General features: G+C 53.3%; 13 protein-coding genes. 7 read left to right on the top strand and 6 right to left on the bottom strand.

Annotated features, from left to right (window positions below; translation table 11 throughout):
• The first annotated feature begins 55 nt into the window (after positions 1–55).
• From HXW73_RS12080 to HXW73_RS12070, 3 genes are all read left to right on the top strand, one after another.
• Entirely contained in the window at positions 56–1,342 is a 1,287-nt protein-coding gene (locus HXW73_RS12080; protein WP_186253330.1) for an efflux RND transporter periplasmic adaptor subunit, read from the top strand.
• Positions 1,339–4,506, top strand: a complete 3,168-nt coding sequence (locus HXW73_RS12075) for an efflux RND transporter permease subunit (protein ID WP_186253329.1) — start codon at positions 1,339–1,341, stop codon at positions 4,504–4,506. The genes HXW73_RS12080 and HXW73_RS12075 overlap by 4 nt, the downstream gene beginning before the upstream one ends.
• A gap of 170 nt (positions 4,507–4,676) precedes the next feature.
• Positions 4,677–5,348 carry a hypothetical protein gene (locus tag HXW73_RS12070; RefSeq protein ID WP_186253328.1) on the top strand — a complete coding sequence of 224 codons (672 nt, stop codon included), beginning with the start codon at positions 4,677–4,679 and terminating at the stop codon, positions 5,346–5,348.
• Positions 5,349–5,351: 3 nt separating this feature from the next.
• Here the strand turns inward: HXW73_RS12070 and HXW73_RS12065 are convergent, their stop codons facing one another.
• Positions 5,352–5,990 carry a TetR family transcriptional regulator gene (locus HXW73_RS12065; protein ID WP_186253327.1) on the bottom strand — a complete coding sequence of 213 codons (639 nt, stop codon included), beginning with the start codon at positions 5,988–5,990 and terminating at the stop codon, positions 5,352–5,354.
• A 216-nt stretch (positions 5,991–6,206) separates the two neighbouring features.
• On the opposite strand from HXW73_RS12065, the gene HXW73_RS12060 reads away from it, so the two are divergent.
• Complete coding sequence (locus tag HXW73_RS12060; RefSeq protein WP_186253326.1) at positions 6,207–7,238, top strand: succinylglutamate desuccinylase/aspartoacylase family protein; 1,032 nt, start codon at positions 6,207–6,209, stop codon at positions 7,236–7,238.
• 95 nt (positions 7,239–7,333) lie between these two features.
• Here the strand turns inward: HXW73_RS12060 and dusA are convergent, their stop codons facing one another.
• Positions 7,334–8,365: a tRNA dihydrouridine(20/20a) synthase DusA gene (gene dusA / locus HXW73_RS12055; protein WP_186253325.1), complete on the bottom strand. Its 1,032-nt coding sequence runs from the start codon at positions 8,363–8,365 to the stop codon at positions 7,334–7,336.
• 346 nt (positions 8,366–8,711) lie between these two features.
• Between dusA and HXW73_RS12050 the strand changes: the two genes are divergently transcribed.
• The 3 genes from HXW73_RS12050 to HXW73_RS12040 are packed head-to-tail and all read left to right on the top strand — an operon-like array spanning position 8,712 to position 11,302.
• Positions 8,712–8,888 (top strand): S24 family peptidase, encoded by a 177-nt coding sequence (locus HXW73_RS12050; protein ID WP_186253324.1) that lies wholly within the window; start codon positions 8,712–8,714, stop codon positions 8,886–8,888.
• A 33-nt stretch (positions 8,889–8,921) separates the two neighbouring features.
• Complete coding sequence (locus HXW73_RS12045) at positions 8,922–10,043, top strand: nucleoid-associated protein (RefSeq protein WP_186253323.1); 1,122 nt, start codon at positions 8,922–8,924, stop codon at positions 10,041–10,043.
• A gap of 5 nt (positions 10,044–10,048) precedes the next feature.
• Positions 10,049–11,302: a hypothetical protein gene (locus tag HXW73_RS12040; RefSeq protein WP_186253322.1), complete on the top strand. Its 1,254-nt coding sequence runs from the start codon at positions 10,049–10,051 to the stop codon at positions 11,300–11,302.
• Between the two features lie 1,119 nt (positions 11,303–12,421).
• On the opposite strand, the gene HXW73_RS12035 is transcribed toward HXW73_RS12040, so the two are convergent.
• The 4 genes from HXW73_RS12035 to HXW73_RS12020 all read right to left on the bottom strand — a co-directional run bounded on the left by HXW73_RS12035 (position 12,422) and on the right by HXW73_RS12020 (position 15,080).
• Positions 12,422–12,847 carry a PIN-like domain-containing protein gene (locus HXW73_RS12035; RefSeq protein WP_186253321.1) on the bottom strand — a complete coding sequence of 142 codons (426 nt, stop codon included), beginning with the start codon at positions 12,845–12,847 and terminating at the stop codon, positions 12,422–12,424.
• Positions 12,831–13,511 carry a DUF433 domain-containing protein gene (locus HXW73_RS12030; RefSeq protein ID WP_186253320.1) on the bottom strand — a complete coding sequence of 227 codons (681 nt, stop codon included), beginning with the start codon at positions 13,509–13,511 and terminating at the stop codon, positions 12,831–12,833. The genes HXW73_RS12035 and HXW73_RS12030 overlap by 17 nt, the downstream gene beginning before the upstream one ends.
• A 229-nt stretch (positions 13,512–13,740) precedes the next feature.
• Positions 13,741–14,739: a phage late control D family protein gene (locus HXW73_RS12025; RefSeq protein WP_186253319.1), complete on the bottom strand. Its 999-nt coding sequence runs from the start codon at positions 14,737–14,739 to the stop codon at positions 13,741–13,743.
• On the bottom strand, positions 14,736–15,080 hold the full coding sequence (locus HXW73_RS12020; RefSeq protein WP_186253318.1) for a phage tail protein: 345 nt from the start codon (positions 15,078–15,080) through the stop codon (positions 14,736–14,738). Before HXW73_RS12020 ends, HXW73_RS12025 begins: the two co-directional genes overlap by 4 nt.
• Positions 15,081–15,118 lie beyond the last annotated feature (38 nt).

Here is a 15,118-nt window from a genome sequence, read left to right as displayed (position 1 = left end):
TACATGTATGGTTGTAGTCTGTGTCGGTTTTATAGGCGCCTCAAGGGAAAAAGTAATGAAGAACATGTTTTACGGCGTTCGTAGCGCGCTGATGGTGATAGGCGCTAGCGCGCTGCTTGTTGCCTGTGGCCAGGAAGAGCAAGCCGAGCAAACAGAGGGACAGCAACAAGAACCGCCTCCGCATCCTGTTGAAGTGACCGAGGCGGCCCGACAAGACCTTCCGCTGGAAAAATCATACTCTTCGCTGCTGCGCAGCGACGATGAAGTTACCCTGGTCGCCCGCGTCACCGGCTATTTGCAGGAACGTCATTTCGAGCCCGGTGAGTTTGTCGAGGAAGACCAGCTTCTCTACTCCATCGAGCCTGATGTCTACCGCGCCACGGTGAACCAGCGCGAAGCCGATTTGCAAAGCGCCCGCGCGGAGTTTTCCCGTGCTCAGCGTGATGCAGAGCGCTTTGAGCGGTTGCTGAACCAGAACTCGGTGAGTCGTCAGGACTATGACCAGGCGCGTGCGGATCTAGGCGTCGCCCAGGCCAGTGTGGCCCAGGCCGAGGCAGCGCTGGAGAGCGCCCAGATCGACCTGAACTATGCCGAAGTGACCGCGCCCGTCGCCGGTATGATCAGCTTGAGCGAGATTAATGTGGGCAACCTGGTGCAGCCCGGCACTGAGCTTGCCACCGTCACGCCGCTCGATCCTTTGGAAGTTCGCTTCCAGATGCCGCAAAACGATGCCTTTGCACTGCGTCGACAGCTGCGTGAAGGAGAGTCGGTAGAGGATATTCGCGCCTCGTTGGCACTACCGGGTCGCGATGGCGGAGATGATCAGACGCTTGAAGGGCGTCTTGACTACCTGGGGTCGCGCGTCAGTGATCGTACCAGCACCGTGCAGGCCAGTGCCTCCTTTGAGAACCCAGACGGGGAAATCCTGCCTGGCCAGTTTGTCCGCGTCAGCATTGAAGGTTTGAAGCGCTATGGCGTATATGCAGTACCCGAAATCGCCGTCACTCAGGGGTTGATGGGGCCTCAAGTCTTCGTATTGGATGATGACAACCGCGCCCGCTCGCGAACCGTGAGCTTGGGTGAAGTCGCTGGACCCTGGCAAATTCTGCGCGATGGCCTGGAAGAGGGTGATCGTGTCGTGGTTGGCGACCCGACCGGCATCGAGCCAGGTATGGCCATTGATCCGCAACCGTTCGATGGTGATGCCGACCAAGTCGTCGAGAATGTCGAAGAAGAGCAGGCGGAGCAGGAAGAAGAGGCCGCCGAGCAGGCTCAACAGGCCCAGGGCGCTGGCGCTGAAAGCGAACAGGAAAACGATGAGGAAGGGGATTCCTCGCAATGAATTTCTCTAACTTCTTCATCAGTCGCCCCATCTTTGCGACGGTTCTGGCGATTATCCTGACCATTATCGGGGTCGTCAGCATGCGGGTGCTGCCGATTGAGCAGTACCCGAGTGTCGTACCGCCGACAGTCTCGGTGCAGGCGCAGTTTCCGGGGGCCGATGCGGAAACCGTCGCCCAGACCGTTGCCGCTCCGATAGCGGAAGCCATCAACGGCGTTGAGGACATGATCTACATGACCTCAAACAGCAGCGATAACGGCTCAATGTCGCTGAATGTCTCGTTTGATATTGGCACCGAAGGCGACATCAGCACCATCAACGTCAATAATCGTGTTCAGGGAGCGCTCTCTCAGCTCCCGGAAGCTGTTCAGGCTCAAGGCGTTACCGTTGAGCTGCGCTCAAGCTCGATCTTGATGTTCGTCGCGCTGACCTCGCCGGATGGCGACTACAACAATGTCTTCATGCAGAATTATGCCACGCTCAATATCATAGACGAGCTACGCCAGGTCCCGGGGGTGGGTGAAGCCTCGGTGCTCGGTGGTGGTGAGTTTGCCATGCGCATCTGGATGGACCCGGAAAAGCTGTCGCAGTACGACCTGACGCCAAACGAACTTGCCAGTGCCATCCGCGCGCAAAATACCGAGGTGCCCGCGGGCAGTCTGGCCGCTACGCCGCAGAGTGAACCGCGCGCCTATACCTATACCATTACGGCTGGCGGACGTTTAAACGACGTCGAAGATTTTCGCAATATCGCGCTTCGCACCAACCCGGACGGGTCAACATTACGCCTTGATGATGTTGCCCGTATTGAGTTGGGCGCCTCGTCTTACGGGGTGGATGCTCGCCTGAATGGCGAAGCCATGACGCCGATCATCATTAATCAGCAGCCGGGCGCCAACGCACTGGAAACCGCGCGGGCGGTGAATGCCACCATGGAAGAGCTGGGCGCTCGTTTCCCGCCGGGACTTGAATACGTGGTGCCTTATGACACCACGCTGTTTATCGATGCCTCGGTCAATACCGTGGTAAAAGTCTTTATCGAAGCCTTCCTGATTGTCGGCGTCATTCTATTCATCTTTCTGCAGAACTGGCGATTTACGGTCATTGCCATGTCGGTGGTGCCGGTCTCTGTGTTGGCGACCTTCGCTGGCTTTTACATGTTCGGGTTTTCAATCAACCTGCTGACTCTGTTCGCGTTGGTGCTGTCGATAGGGATAGTGGTGGACGACGCGATACTGGTGGTCGAAAACGTCGAGAGGGTGCTCAGCGAAGAAGACGACATTAGCGTGAAAGACGCCACGATTCGCGCCATGAAAGAAGTCGGTGGGCCGGTAATCGCGACGTCGCTGATCATGGCGGCGGTGTTTATTCCCGTTGCCTTCCTGGGCGGTTTTACGGGGCAAATCTATCAGCAGTTTGCCCTTACCGTGGCGATATCGGTCGCCTTCTCGGCACTGATGGCATTGACCTTCACGCCCGCGTTATCGGCAATTTTCATCAAGCATAAGCCCAAGCACAGCGAGTCGAAATTCATGCGCGCGGTGAATACGCCGCTGCGCCTGTTCGACCGGCTTTTTGCGGCCATTACCGCGACGTTCATGGTCGCGGTTAAGTTCCTGGTGCGTTTCTGGGTGGTGGCATTGATATTGACCGGTGTCGTGGTCGGCGGCTCGGGGTGGCTTTATCAAAACACGCCCTCGAGCCTGGTGCCTGAAACTGACCAGGGGGTGGTGCTTGCGAGTATACAGCTCCCTGATGCCGCGTCGCTGGAGCGCACGGAAGACTATATGGCGGCGCTAAGCGAGCGTGTTGAAGCCATTCCGGGGGTCAGTTACTCGTCGGCGATTGCGGGCTACGACATCCTGTCGAGCGCGGTGAATACGGCCAGAGGCGTGATGTTTATCAACCTTGCCCCGTGGGCAGAGCGTGATATTACCGCAAACGAGCTTGTCGGTCGGATCATGCAGATTGGCGCTGAAATCCCCGGTGGGTCAGCGATGGCGTTTAACGCGCCGCCGATCCAGGGCCTATCGACGACCGGCGGCTTTACCGGTTACTTGCAATCTTTCGCTGGGGCTAACTCACAGGAGCTTTACGAAGCCTCGCTGCAGGTCATGCAAAAGGCCAACCAGCATCCGGCGCTGGAACAGGTGTTCACAACCTTTAACGTCAACGTGCCTGGGTACCGTGCCGAGATTGATCAGCAAAAAGCACTGAGTTATGGCGTGTCGCTTGAAGCCTTACAGTCGACACTCTCCAACACCTTTGGGACGGGGTTTGTTAACTACTTCAGCTACCAGAACCGTAACTTCCAGGTGTATCTGCAAAATGAGGATGAATTCCGCCGCACGCCGGATGATATGAGCCATGTGTACGTGCGTGGCGGGGATGGCGAACGTATTCCGCTGTCCGAGTTCGTCACCCTGGAGCGAGAGGCCAAACCTGCCGTGGTATCACGCTTTGGCGTATATCTCGGGGCACAGTTCCAGGGCGGCCCGGCGGAAGGCTACAGTTCAGCGCAGGCGATCGAGGCGATGGATGAAATTGTCGCCGAGACGCTGGGTAGTAACTGGGGGATGGGCTGGACCGGTACCGCCTATCAGGAAGCTGAAATGGGCAATACGGCAGTGCTGGCGATTGTCTTCGGTATCCTGATGGTGTTTCTGATACTGGCTGCCCAGTATGAAAGCTGGTCGTTGCCGCTGGCGGTGCTGACCTCGACGCCGTTTGCCTTCCTGGGTGGCGTTGGCGGTATTGTGCTGCGCGGGCTGGATACCAGTATTTACGTGGAAATCGGCCTATTGGTGGTGGTGGGCCTGGCGGCCAAAAATGCCATCCTAATTGTCGAGTTTGCCGAACTGCAGCGTAAAGAGCAGGGCAAGAGCATTAAGGAGGCCGCGATTACGGCAGCCGAGCTGCGCTTCCGGCCGATCATCATGACATCGCTGGCGTTTATTTTCGGCACGCTGCCGCTGGCGCTGGCGACCGGTGCAAGTGATGTCAGCAGTCACCATATTGGCACCACCGTCGCGGTAGGGATGGCCACGGTGGCTATTCTGGGCAGCCTGTTTGTGCCTAGCTACTATGTCATGATCGCGCAAACGTCCAACTGGTTAGGGCGTAAGTTCCGGGGTAAGTCTCAGCAAACCGAGCAATCTGCCTAGGAGCCGCGAGGTCAATAGACATCGTTAACTGAAGCGTATATTGACGGGCATCATCGTTTGCGGTGATGCCCGTTTTTTATGCTGCGCTGCTACATGCTATTGGCAAGTCGGGGAGCTACGCTGATAAGACAAAGCTCAATAAAATGAGCAAAAGCGTAGGAGGGCACACTATGGATACCGCACGCCAGCTGTTTGTGAGTTTTCCGTTTATCCTGTTTAGCATATTGCTGCCGTTAGTTGGGCTTTATTGGCTATTGGTTCTACTGCGGTTAGCCCCTGTGGAGCTGTTCGAGCGAGACAGCCTGCGGGACGATCACCTGGCGAGCGCGCTGGTCGCCCTGGGGTTTGCCGGGGTGCCGACGACAGTCGCGCTGAGTTGGCTGATCGTTCTGGCTGCAGGCATTACATTAGCGGTAGAACTGTTGGTACTGCGGTGGCTATCGGTTGGACTGTTTATCGTACCGATCGGCGTGGTGCTGCTGTGGGCAAGCTTTGCCCTGGCATCGCCAATCGCGGAAAGTCTGTGTCGGCAGGTAGGGCCATGGTTCCATCGCCACCATGCCCGCCGCAGCTTGCTGGGCAAGTGTGTGCAAGTGACCCAGGCGAGCAGTAAAGAAAACCCGGGGCGCGCGATTCTCACCGACGACCCTTCCTGCGAGGTGCAGTTGCTGGGTAAGCATGAGCCGGCAGAAACCGCAGGGGAATACCGCGTTCTGGTCAAATACCTGCCTAAAGAGGATGCGTTTCGCAGCGTCGCGCAGGATGCGTTTCTCGAAACCCGCACGCGTTTGCGTCTGCTTAAAGGCAAGTCCGGGTCGGCTGGACCTTTAGCGCATCATTAGCGGTCAGTTTGCCCCGCTAGTGTCAGCTGAACAGCGCATCATGCTTATCAACTGGTTCACCAGCGGGGCTCCCCGGTCGTAGATTGAAAAACGCGAAGGGTCTCTGATCCATTCATGAAACAGGCCGGCGAGCGTTGCCTGGAGCAGGTTGGTGGCAACCTCGGGTGATAGGCCTTGAACGAGCATCTGTTGCTCTTTGGAAATCAACAGGTGCTGGTAAAGCGATTCACGGCATTCGTCGACGATTTCCTGCTGCATGGCGATAGGGTCGATGTCGCTAAAAAATTCACAGCGATGAATCAGTATCGCGTGCACTCGGCGCGAGCGGGGGTTCTGCTCAAAGCGCTCCAAACCTTGCAGGCAGGCGAGCCGAATGGCTTCCAGCGAGGATACGTCGTGCTCCAGAGCCTCGATCTCGTCCACTAGATCCTGAAACGGCATGTGCACGCGTTCAAGCATGGCGCGAAAAATATCGCCCTTATTTTTAAAATGCCAGTAAACCGCGCCTCGCGTCATGCCGGCGTGGCGGGCGATCTGCTCCAGTGAGGTGCGGGCGACGCCGTGTTCCATGAACATATCTTCCGCAGCATCAAGTAGTGCCTCGCGCGTGGCCGCTGCTTCAGCCTTTGTTTTTCTTGCCATGGAAACCCAACCTCGTCGACGTTATTTGTGCTCATATTTTATCTGATCCTGCAATTATTTTACATTCAATTGTGTATGGAAACGTCTCGGTAAGCGCTCACATGCCTTGGGGGCTGATATTTCAGGGCGACACGCGTATAAAGAATAATTGGAAACGCTGTTTTTAAACGTCGTGGCAGTGCAAGCTATACAACCCGCAAAGCGAGACAAACCCTAATGGCTCGAGCCTCTTTTCAACTAGCCGGGCACAGTATTCCGCCCGGTAAGCGTTTACAGATCGATGTGCCGGTTGCCCGGCTGTATACCCATACGCCTTTGCATATTCCCGTCGAGGTGGTACACGGACGACGCAGCGGCCCGGTAATGCTGGTGTGCGGCGGCATTCACGGCGATGAAATCAACGGTGTGGAAATCGTCCGCCGCGTATTACGCGCAAAAACCATCAATACCCTGAAAGGTACCTTGATTGCCGTACCGGTGGTCAATGTGTTCGCCTTCCTGCAGCAAACCCGCTATCTGCCCGATCGGCGGGATCTCAACCGCTGCTTTCCGGGCAGCGAATCCGGTTCCCTGGGTGGACGTGTGGCGGCGTTGTTCCGTGAAGAAATCGTCGATCACGCCACGCATATCATTGACCTGCATACCGGGGCGATTCACCGCACAAACCTGCCGCAAATTCGCGCTCAAATCAGCCCTGGCAGTGAAACCGAGCGCATGGCCGATGCCTTTGGCGCGCCGGTCGTGCTTAACGCCGAGCTGCGCGAGGGAAGTCTGCGCCACTACGCGCAAAGCCGTGGCACCCCCGTGCTGACCTACGAAGCCGGTGAAGCGCTGCGCTTTGATGAGTGGGCAATCGCCCCAGGAGTGCGCGGCGTGCTCCGGGTGATGCGTCGTTTAGGCATGCTGACCGGTGAGCAGCGTCGGCGTTCACCCGCCCCGGCGGAAATGGCCAATGGCTCGAGCTGGGCAAGGGCGCCGATAGACGGCATTCTGAGACCCAAGGTGCGCCTGGGCGCCCGCGTTGCCAAAGGCGAAGTGTTGGGCAAAGTGGCGGACCCGTTTGGCAACGATGAGGGTGACGTGCGCGCCATGGCCGACGGCATCGTGATTGGCATGAGCCGCTTACCGCTGGCCAACGAAGGCGAAGCGCTGTTTCACATCGCCCGTTTTGACGCCATCGAGGAAGCCGAAACGGCGATCGAAAGCTTCCAATCGAGCCTGACGCCTCCCCCTGATGCGATTTACTGATGCTAATAGAACACAACGCTAGCGCCATAGAGGGTAGGGAGTGCTTTGTTTAACTATAACGGTTCAGCTAACTGCTCGATCGAAGCCCGCCATCGTTAAGCGATGGCGGGCTGTTGTGCGTCGGTAGGCTGGGATGAAGGCTCACGGACTAGGCTTAGGGCTTCGTCAAATAGGCGTAACCCCGCGCCTTCTTTATGCGCGTGTTCCGACAGGTGACGGCGGAAGCGGCGCCCACCTGGGCAGCCTTGAAACAGACCCAGCAAATGGCGCGTGATGTGATTTAACTTGGCGCCTTCGTCCAGCCGCTGCTGTATATAGGGGCGAAACGCCCGTGCAGCATCCAGGCGGCTAACGGCTGGCCCGGCGGTACCATAGAGCTGCTCGTCGACGCTCGCCAACAGCCAGGGGTTTTGATAGGCCTCACGACCCACCATCACGCTGTCTACATGTTCAAGCTGCGCCTGGCATTCCTCGAGCGTTTTAATGCCGCCGTTAATCCCGATGTGCAGCTCGGGATGCTGCTGCTTCAAGCGATGCACACGCGGGTAATTCAGCGGAGGCACATCGCGGTTTTCCTTAGGCGATAGGCCTTGCAGCCACGCTTTACGCGCATGAACGGTAAACGTCTGGCAGCCCGCATCCGCCACGGTTTGAATAAAGCGAGCCAAGTCCGCATCTTCATCCTGATCGTCCACACCGATACGGCATTTCACTGTGACGGGGATCGACACTGAGGCTTGCATGGCCCGCACAGCAGCAGCGACTTTTTCCGGGTAACCCATCAGGCAGGCGCCAATCATATTGTTCTGCACCCGGTCGCTCGGGCAGCCGACGTTCAAGTTGACCTCGTCATAACCCCACGCCTCGGCAATCGCCGCGCACTCGGCAAGCTCAGCGGCGTCACTGCCGCCAAGCTGCAAGGCAATCGGGTGCTCAACGTCGTCAAAGCCCAAAAAACGCGCACGCGGCGAGCCGTGCAAAATAGCACCGGTGGTCACCATCTCGGTATACAGCAACGCACGCTTGGTCAAGGTGCGTGCAAAAGCTCGGTAGTCGCGGGTCGTCCAGTCCATCATGGGCGCAACCGAAAACCGGCGTGCGGCGTCTGCTGGGTTAACGTTTGTCATATCAATCACTTGCATACTCGGTATGCGGTATAAAGACACGCCCTGAAGAAACTGGTGGAAATGATACACCGTAGCGGACGCATAGAATTGGGTTAATTGGTGTGCGATTGTACGCAAAAAAGGCCATCCAGCCCAGAGCCTATATCGCCACTCAGCGCGGCTAACATCGCCTATGTTGCTGTCGTCAAGCCTCGAAGAGCGTTTATCAGACGTGGAGATAAATCGACTTCGGAATAATGGTGTTAGGTAAGGCTATGGGTTAGGCTTTTCGTCATAATTGAAGCAAGCGATAACGTGATAGCGGCTGGGTGCTGGTGGATCGCAATCGAAACAGGAAGACGTGGTTTTGCTGCTGGTCGTCAGCTGTGAGCGAAGAATCAAACGGGTGCAGCGCCTGGCAGGCGGCGCGCTGTTCCTGATCAGCGACAACGACCACTACCTACCCGAAATGATCAAGCCGCAGGATATGCATGATGTGGAGATTTTGGGGCGGTGTGAGATTCGGATTGGGCGGGTTGTGTGACTATTGGATATAAACAATACATTAGGGAGACTTATGTTTAGCTTAGAATATGCTGTTATTCATAGTTTTAGTAAAGAAGCTCAAAGTAGTGTCGTTGATAGTGTTACAAAAAAGCCTGATGTCCTCGACTCAACAATGGATTCGGTAATATCACTAGTCTCGTCATTGACAGGTCTTTTGGGGAAAAAAGGAAATAATGTAGTTTGGGGTAAGTTTGCAAATGATGGTAGACAAGGACATTTTCCCGAGGAAGTAGAAAGTGTTTCAGGAAATCTTGATAATTTAAGCGTAGAACAGTTTTTAAACCTTTCGCACTTAACAGTTGACGAGCTTGTTAGGCAAGCTAGAGAAGAACCACTATCTACCGGTGGGCATGTTCTTGTTTCTTTGTATCGTCAAAATGACATACCTTTTTTACTTGTAGCTAGTATTAAGCAAAGAGATGGACTTCGCCTAAATAGTGATTTAGTTCCAATCGGTGTCTCGGAAATTGATCTTTCAAAAATTCATCAAGCTGCAAATATTAATCTTCAGCGTTTTTTAGAAGCAAAACAGGCAGAAGTAGCTGAAGAGGAGGAAGAAGTAGAAGGCGTTGATAAGACATATCTTTGTTTTATCAGTAAAGGTGATAAGGCCGCGTCAGGTTATTTTGTAATAGCTTTGGGCTGTACAAAAGGTATAGCTTCAGCAAGAGCAACTCGCAATTCTATTGATTTAGTTTATAATTACTTTAAAGATAATGATGGAATGCGCGAATTTCGCCAGAGAGCAAAAGAAAATGTTATTTCATATCTTCAGAATCAACTTAGTATAGATGAACCTGCGAAGCTTCATGATATCTGTAATTGCGCAATTCAAGCACTACCTGCTGAGCGTGTTAATGATAATGAAGATGTCTATGAGGGCCTTAATAATTTTTTAAATGGTGATGTTAATCAAGTGCCAGATGAGTTTAAAGTTAATACTGCAGCTTTGAAAGATAGAGTGAGGATTAAAGGTAAGGCGCCAAGATGGGATGTTCAGTTTGATAAAAATGCTCTTGGTGGGCCTGGAGCTGACGTTTGGTTTGATGAAACGAATAGAAGGCTCGTGCTTTCTAATATGCCTGAACCTCTAGTTAGAAAAATTATGAAAGAAATTCGTGAAAGAGAATAATGGACATGTTTGATGCTGTAGTGAGCTTGTATAGAAAGCTTGATCGTCCAATCATTGAAGACGATGTTTTTGAGTACTCTGGTGAAATCAGCGAAACTATTAGCGCGTTGATCAAAGAAGTTCAAGAACTACCTGAAGCTTTTGGAAGGATAGAGATAAACAATAGAAGGGGGAGTTTCGTTGATTTAGAGTACTTTCTTCCTTCAGGTGGAGAAGCTGCTTTCTGTAATAGCTTTTCAGAATTAATTAATAGGTTCCCGTCGATAAGCAAAGGAGTTGTGCCTGAGAATTTTTATATTGTTGAAGAAGACTGGACTCCGTTTGATAGAGTAGAATTGATTAAATATGACAGGCTGAAGAATATTTGTTCTTTGATTAACTATTTATCTTTTCTAGCAGTTAGTGTGGATTCTACATCTTCTCCTTATTATAATAATTTATTTTTTGCAGCCTCTTCTGGTGAGGATGGAAAGCCGAAGACATTTGTTGTCAAAACAAAGTTGTTTGTTGAAATGCTTGATTTTGATATCAAGCATGTGAATGTTTTAAAGACTCTTGTTGATAAAAAGCATGAGGGCAAGCTTCATATTGAAGAAAGAAGAATGATATTTAAGTCCTCATTGGCCGATGTGCTGTCTCTAGAAAGTGTTGGTTCTGACACTTTTTTAAGCTTGATTGAAAGCTGGGATAATATGATCCATAGTTATTGGAAGAATTTACAATCTTATGTTTACGGGTTTTCATTCGATAAAATAAGAACTGAGATAGCAGGGGCTGAAATTGAATATTGTACCAGGTTAAGTTCTTCGCTAAGTGAGATTGCTGGAAAGTTATTAGCACTGCCTGTCTCACTGGCTGCCTTACCTTTTCTTTCGAAATCACAAGAAAAATTTGATTTTTTAATTATATCAATTGGCCTGACAATTGTTACTGTTGTTATTCTTTGCATGGTTCTCAATCAATGGTTTGTTGCGTCTCGCTTAAAATCTAGTTTTGACTTGGTGTTTGAGCAGTTTAGCTTCAAGTTGAGTGGCTATCCAAAGAGTATTCGAGGACTTTTAGATAAAACATTAAAGGTTGTTTACAGGCAAGGAATTTTGTTGAATGTAATCTTTTTTATCTTCCTTGTTTTGTCTTTTGTGCCCGTCGTAGGTGCGTTATATTTGGCAGAAGAAAAATTTGAATTTATCTCTAATGTTTATGACATGCTGCAAGCTACGGTGGTCAGTCTCATGATTTTTTTCCGAAGCTTCTTCTAGCCACACCCTCATCCGTATACGCCCCCATCAGCTCATCCCAGCGCATGGTATAGCGCGTGTTGCGGTGGGCGCAGCGTAGGTGCCAGGGGGCGTTCTTTTCCATTAGCCCCCCAGGCGTACCGTTCCCTTTCCCTTTTTTTGTTCAGCGCGTCCATGGTGGCCACGAGCTTATCGCTGCGCTGTCGTTATTCTTTGTTTTCGGTCCATCAGCCCGGTCATTTTGCCTCCCGCCTATTGTGTATAACTGTATAATTTATACAGTATTAGCTACAGGCAAACACTAATTTACGTCGCCAACAATTAAGTAAGCACAGGGGGAGCAAAGGCAAGTGACTTACTTGGGGCCAGCCGTGTTGGGCATTGATCATCCGGTGTAGCGGAGATGGACAGGCGACTCTGGTCCAGATCAGCGAGGAAGCGCCGTAGATGGAAGGTGACGTACTGGTGGTGGATGAAGCGCGCTCGCTTGGTCACGCTGACCTAGTGGTGGCTGAAGTAGAAGGCGAGTACCGACTGTTTAAGTACCATCACACAGGTGGCCGCTGACGATTATTGCTGCCCAACGGTGGGCAGGGCTATTTTGTGAACGCACAGCAGTTCAAGGGTTTGGTGGTCAGGCAGGCGCGGTGCTCGGAGGTGTAAAGCTAGAACAAAAGCAAATAACCCCCTAGCCAAAATTTTGATTAGGGGGTTGATCTAATTAGCTTTTTTTACCCTTACCTCTAGACGGCTTTGAAACTGTCTGCGTGAACGTAGTGTTGGGTTTCGACTTGACAGTTTTCTCGGATACAAATTTGCCAGTTACAGCGCTTTTATGAACCTTTGCCATGACCTGTCACCTCGCTGAGTAAGGTCTATGTGGTGTCTTATGTGAAAGACACTACTACATATAGTGCCTTATGGGTGTGTGGTCAAGGGATCTTTTTCAGAAACTACTGGATATAAAATGTAAGCGATTTCTTACACGCGATGTCGGCATTGGCTTACTCATCCCGAGAAAAATTTGCCACTCTGAGGGTGTCGCCTTGAAGCAAGCGGGGCGGATTCCGGCTCGTCAGAAGGATGCAGCATTAAAAATCCCCGGCCATGGAATGGCTGGGGATTTTGGATTATGAGTGGTCAATTGGTGACTTTTTTCTGCCGGCCTTTGAGTTTCTGGGATTTTACCCAGGTAAGGTCATAGTGCATGGGGCCTGGAGCCTGTAAAACTTCTCTTGATATGATCGGCCACCATTCGATTAACCGCAAAGCGGTTTCCCAGACCTTCTTCTTTTTCCAGTCAGTACCCAAATTGATCGTGGTGATCCCACAATTCTCAAACGCGTACATTTCAGGGTCGCCTTTTTGAAAGCGATCCTTGGAAAGGATGACCCAGGTTTCATCAGATTGCTGGAGACGTTCGAGCCATTCCTGATCAGGCACACCAAAGCCGCCGTTGACGTCTCTGGCATGCATGACAGTGTGATTTTCACTGCAGAGTTTGGCTAAGTGGTTGAGAGCATTGGCGATGTGAGGGCTGATATTTTCGTCAATGAAGAAGTGCACCCGATAAAATCCTTTTCTCGAATTTTACAGCATCTTCAACCTCTTCTTGTGTCACATCGTACGCACGAGCTGCATCTTCAGGGCTACCTTCTACCTCTACCGCTTGGGCTAACGTGGCGGTGGGCATATGGCTGGGCAGCACGATGGGCTTGCCAAAGGCGAAACGAGGGTCGACTACGATGTTGGGGTTTTCAGGATCTGGCTGCCAAAGAATTGGGTGCCCATCTGCATCAAACTTAATACCCGCTATTAGCGAAGGCACAATGACATCTTTGAAGACGTTCTGGCGTTTGACCAAGTCAATAACGGACGTTTCGCCACTCTCTTCCAGTGCCTTCAAGAACACCTGTTTGCCATCGGTGCTTAGCTGCGGGTTGATCAGGGGGTAATCACGCTTTAGGTACTCGCTAAGCGTATGTAGAGCCTCACGGATCACCGATAAACTGACATTGTGACGGCGGAATTCTGCCACAGCACGAAGCTCCAGCAGATCCTTAAAGCTGAGCGTGTCTTCAGCGCCTAGTGCGTGGGGTTCAGGTTCCCATAGTGGCCCTTTGGTCGACCGCTCAGGCATGAGCCAGCGGCGAATCTTCTCCGCTTCTACGCCAATCAGGCGCTCTGCTTGCTTGGGGCTGTAAAGCCCGATGTTAGTGAATGCGGTCATGGCTTACCCCCTAGCGTGTCGCTAGGTGCTGACAAAGGACTGACTGTTGGCGCAAAACTGCGATCTCAATAGATGCCTTTCAATGTGTTTTACTCTGTTGTACATGGCTATAGTCTGACACTTTGCGTGTACAGCGCAAGCGATATCCGCCACAAAATGTGACGTTCTGGCCTTTTTTAGAACGGGGCCAGCTCACAATATTCCTCTCGTTATCCCAGCAAAACGGGCTTTATGCCCCGCTCACCTCACACCTCACCTGCGTCCCAAAGCCCCCATCATTCAGGCTATGCTCCACCTCTGTCACCAGCCAGTCGGTGCCGTCGATCTGGGGCTTGTAGTCGCTGAGGGTAAGTGGTGTTTCCGGGAGTATGTCAGCCCGCCCCAAGGCGAGGGTTAGCTCAAACTCTGCCAGCCCACGCTGGATACGTTGCCATTCGGCGCGGGCGGCGGTCAGGGCGTCGTCGGTGGCGTAGGTGGGGCGCAGTTGCTTGGCGTTGTCGGCGGTGCCGGCGAGTACGGTTTTGCGTTCTGCGCCGCGTGTGTCGTTCCAGTAGGCTTTAACGCCGCTGTAGGCGTCGCGGTCGGTCACACTAAACCGGTGCTGGTCGCCGTCGCGGCGGGTGAGGGTGATGGGCGTCATGGCCTGGCCGCTGGCGGTGAGCCCTTCGCCTGCCACGGTGAGCAGCATGCGCCCGGCTTTGATGGCAGCAATGGCGTCAAAGCGCTCGCCAATGCGGGTGAGAAAATTAAGGTCGGATTCTTCCGTTTGGTCGATGTGGCCCAGGCGAATGCCTTTAAGGGTGGCGGCGACCACCGGCTCCAGGTCGTGGCGGCTGGCGATGGTGCTGACGATCTCGCCCAGGGTGAGTTCGTGCCAGCTTTGTGTGCGTTTGCCGGGCAGTTGGCCGCGCATATCCGCCGAGCTTGCACGAATTGTGAGTTGGTCCGGCGTGCCGCTGTGCTGGATCTCATCCACCGTAAAGCGGCCTTTATCCACCAGCCCTTCGTGTTGCCAACCAAAGGCGACGTGCAGCTCGGCGCCGCGTGGGGGAATGGCGAGATGGCCATCGTGGTCGGTCAGAGTGATATCCAGCTGGTCCGCTTCCAGGCCGCGCTGTTCGCGTAGCGTCAGGCTGATCAGCCGCCCATTGATGCGCGGGGTGATGTCGGTGCCGTCCAGCGTGATGCGGTAGCTGGGCTTGGGGTGGCTTTGCGTTTTGGTGCTCATACGTAACCACCGGCTAAGCGTGCCACGGCGGGAATCGCCAGGCGGCCGATCAGGTCGGTGCGTTCGTCGTCGACGTGCTCGAGCACCAGGGTGAATTCGATTTTCTCTGCGGCGCCGTCCTGAAAGAAAAAGCTGCTGGTTTCTTCCACGCGGGTAATCACCCACAGGCCGTATTGGCGGCCTGTGCCTTCGACCAGTGGCCAGGCGTTGCCTTGGTTGGCCATCTCGCGCACTTCATCCAGGCTGAAGCGCCCGCGGGTAAAGCTTGGCAGCAGGGTACCGGTCAGTGTGATGGTGACGGCCCCACAACGGACGTTTGGCTGAAGCGACTTTATTGGCAATTCAGCTTGAAGCTATGTAAGCGTCCGCCAATCACCGC

Origin of the sequence: Halomonas sp. SH5A2 (assembly GCF_014263395.1) — a bacterium.
Classification (GTDB): Bacteria; Pseudomonadota; Gammaproteobacteria; order Pseudomonadales; family Halomonadaceae; genus Vreelandella.
Note: the sequence above shows the minus strand (reverse complement) of the source record. Positions and strands in the feature narration are given on the sequence as shown.